Source organism: Candidatus Melainabacteria bacterium RIFOXYA2_FULL_32_9 (assembly GCA_001784615.1).
Taxonomy (GTDB): Bacteria; Cyanobacteriota; Vampirovibrionia; order Gastranaerophilales; family UBA9579; genus UBA9579.
Genome location: MFRQ01000051.1, coordinates 7275 through 11322, shown reverse-complemented (window position 1 = coordinate 11322; position 4048 = coordinate 7275). Strand labels below are relative to the sequence as shown.

Genomic DNA, 4048 nt, shown 5'->3' with positions numbered 1-4048 from the left:
TTTAAATTAACATCTTAATATTATTTTGACACATGTACAGATTCTTTTCTTGGATAGGTACTGCAACAAAAGAAAGAAAAAGCAGCACAGCTGCACCATTAAGTCCTCGCTGAAATAATCGAGGACTTAAGTTAGTGCGTCAGCACCAAAAAAGAAAGAAAACCCTGCTGATATTTACGGCTACTAGGAACTTATCTTGATTAAAGAAATAAAAGTACTATTTTACAGATATTAAATTTACAAAAATTAAGAAATTCCACATAAAACATAAAATAGCCTTCTGAAGGCTATTTTATGAGCTTATTAAAATTACTTTGATAGATTGTTTGATAAGTTTAAAAATAATATATTTTTTTAGATTTTAATGCTTGAAAGCTCGCAAAATTCTATTAAATTCTGCAATTCTCGCTCAACCTTGCTTGTCATATAATCATTTTCAATCATCTTAACTATGTCTAAAGCTGACATATATAATTTATAAGCATTATCAGCATTTTTCCATTTATTTTCAGCACTTTCAGACAATTCTACTATTTTTCTAAAGATTTTACCGTAAGTTAAATATAATTCTGCCTGCACCACGTATAATTCCATACTCTTTGCTAATTCAAGAGCCTGCTCTACATACATTCTGGCAGATTCAAAATTACCTTTAACAATATGAACTTCTGCAATTAAGCCTTTTAATAATGCTGTAAAGAAATAATTATTTATTTCTGCTTTTTGAGATATATCATGGGCTCTTTGGGCTATTTCATGAGCAGCAAGGATGTTTCCATCAGTCAGTTCAATTTCGGCAATTAAATACCAGCCTAATAATGCACCTGTAGCTATCTTATACTCGGAACAATAGGTGATTATCTCATTATAAATGGTTTTAGCGCTATCAATATTACCGGTTTCTTTTAGGGTTTTAGCCAATAATAACTTAATTATTGCAAGAACATTATACTCTCTACACTCTTCAGCCAGGATCTGTAAAGAGTAACAAAGCTTACCTGCCTGACTATAATTACCATTGAATATCTTAGAAAGTGCTGTAACAAAATCCCAGTACAATCTTATAAGAGTTTTATCTTTAATTTGAGGTATTATTTCTGTTAAATAAGCGAGTGAATTACTGGCAGATTTAGTCCTACCTTGTAATATTCTGTATAAAGCTTCAATTATTCTTGCTTTAAACTCAATATCAACAAATCCTAGTTTACTAGCTTTATTTATAACCGAGCCAACCACATTTATAGATTCTTTATTTCCTTGAACAGCTAAAGCCTTAGCAAGGGTTAATTCTGCATCTATCTCAATATAGCTTAAATCTTGATCACCTAAACCCGGAATAACGTTATTAGTCTCAATAAAACTCCTTAAAACAGGTATAACCTTGCTTTTTGCAATAACAGCTGTCTCTTCCAGTTTTCCTAAATTATATAATGCATCTAACTTCGAATAGTATAATAAAGCGCTTTCTATATGAAATTTTTGCTCATCAATTCCAGACAAAGCCCTGTTCACACATTCTATAACACCAGTATAATTGCCCAATATCTCACAACTCTTTGCAAGATATCCAGTTAATTCTATTACCTGTATGGTATCTCCTTTTTTCTCTCTTTCAACAATTGCATTTGAAAGATAATCAACCGCTTCCAGTGGATTAACCTCATAACTCACTTTCCCTATTTGCTCATAAATGTGGTTTTTGATTCTTTCTTTTTCAGAATCGTCTGATAAGTTAATTTTATCTAGCAAACCTACAGTTTGTTTTTGAGTTGCAACATATACCTGCACATCACCAACTGAAATTGCCTCAACTGCACTTCGTCCCCAATATTCAACAGCTTTTTCAGGAAAATTTGCAAGCTCAGCTTGAACTGCAAGAATTGACCCGGACACTTTAGTATATTTTGTTAATGTTTCAAGAGCCTGATTATGGTAGTCAACCTTTTCTTCATTAGAATGCCATAATTTATAAACTATATTCCATATAAACTTATGCTTGAACATAACACTGTAATTATCAAAATTAACAAATATACCGTTAGAAAGAAGCATTTGCATTAAATTATTAAATTGTTGTGCTTCTATACCAAGCATAAGCTGAATTATTGACGACATAGATCGTTGCCCAAACAAGCTTGCTGAAAGCATAATTTTTAAGTTATCAGAATTTAAAGTATTTATTTGAGCTAAACGTGCATTTAATATAGCTTCAATATTTTCTGGTAATTGCATATTCTCTGCCCGGGGATCAAACTTAAGAAGATTATCTTCAGGAAATATTGCCTTAACTTGAAATAAATACCAAAGAGCTTGCTCTATATAAATTGGAAACCCTTTAGCCTTGCTAAATATCTGCTTTTTTAATTCCACAGGGATAATATCCTGGTTATTCAACATCCCGAGTAATGCTTTATCCATATCTTCATCTGTCATTTTAGTCAAATGAAGCTTGATAATCCTATCATTATAACTAGATGAGAGGAAATAATCATTTAAATTAACTTCAGGTGAATATGTAGCAATTATTTGATTACCATTATCCAAAAAGAAATTATCTATTAAATATTTAATACAGCCTATTGAAGCAATATCTATAAATTCAAGATCTTCTATTAACAGAACAACCTTGTCTTTCTTATTTAATGCACTAAAAATTGCTCTAATACTCTCATAAATTTCAAGCTGATTATCAAATAAACCGGAAAGATCTGAGGTAAGGTTTTCCTGAAATAGCAGTTTGCATAAAATATTTTCTATATGTTTATCTTTAATTTCAAGAGTTTCAAGAGAATGACTGAGAAATTTCTTACTTTCAGCTATATTAAGAGTAAACATAGGTAAGTTAAATAAGGTTTTAAGAGAGTCCTGGAAGAATGCAAACGGAACAAGTTGATTAACAGGCTGACACATTCCCATTAACCATATAATCTTCTCATTTAAAAGGCTCTGTCTAATAGAAGAAACTACAGTTGATTTTCCAATCCCATCCAACCCTGCTATTCCAACAATAGCGCCTTTTTTCTCTTTAGTTATAATACCGGCTGCAATATTATATGCTTCTTCCTGAGAAACTTCTTTTTCACCAAATTGTTCAAATATCTGACTAGTCTTTCTAAGTTTATCTCTGGCTTGAAGTACCTCATTTCTCTGTTTCTCTATCTTTTCTTTATTTTGAATATTTTCCTGAGCCGTGTCTTGTAATTCTTCTGTACTGGTAATTTCAGGATCTTCAATGTTAATTGATGAATCATTAATTGATTCTGAATCGTCCCTCAACTTATAAAAAGTTAGCAGGCCATTTCCTTGAGAAATATCAATTTCCTCAAAATCAAACATATCTGAAACAAGGTTGTACAAATCAGCAACTACAACAATTTCATTAACCGATGCAACAGCTCTTTCAAGCTTGGAAAAACTATTTTTAGCTTGATAACTAACAGAAATACCGGCCTTAGCTTCAAGCGTTATCCCAACATCTTCTTGTAGCTGAACATTAAGATCACTAATATCACTTAAAACACGCTGAGCTGCAACTATAGCATAAATTGCTGATAGTTTTGCAGAACCAGCTTTAAATTCAATCGCTATCACCTGATTAGATACTTTTTTTACAGCTTTTGCATTCTTTTTAGCTTCATTAACTATTATTTGTTGAAATTCCTTTTGAAATTTTAATGTTAAATCATCTGAATCAAGATATTTCTTAATGTTTTCAAAATTAATTAACTCTATAGATAGAAAGATACTATCTCCTAAATCCTGATGCCTATTTACAGAACTCTGCTCAGGTGGGACTAAAGATTCAGAATTTTTGTGATTGGCGGAAGCAAAAGTTTTTGAACATTTAATACAATTTAATTCTCTAACATAATTTAGAGTGTTACAGTTTGGACATACTCTAAGCAGCTCAAAATTACACTTTCTGCAATTTTGAGCATTAGGACGATTTGGAGTTTTACATTTAGGACAAATTAAAATCAACCTAAATCCACACCTAAAGCATTTTTCTCGTCCAATTATATTTAAATCTTTGCATTTAGGACAAGTT

1 pseudogene (running past one end of the window) is annotated in these 4048 nt (G+C 31.2%); it reads right to left on the bottom strand.

Going from position 1 to position 4048, the window contains the following annotated elements:
• Window positions 1–354: 354 nt before the first annotated feature.
• A pseudogene (locus A2255_07435) lies at window positions 355–4048 on the bottom strand (hypothetical protein) (it continues 77 nt past the right edge of the window).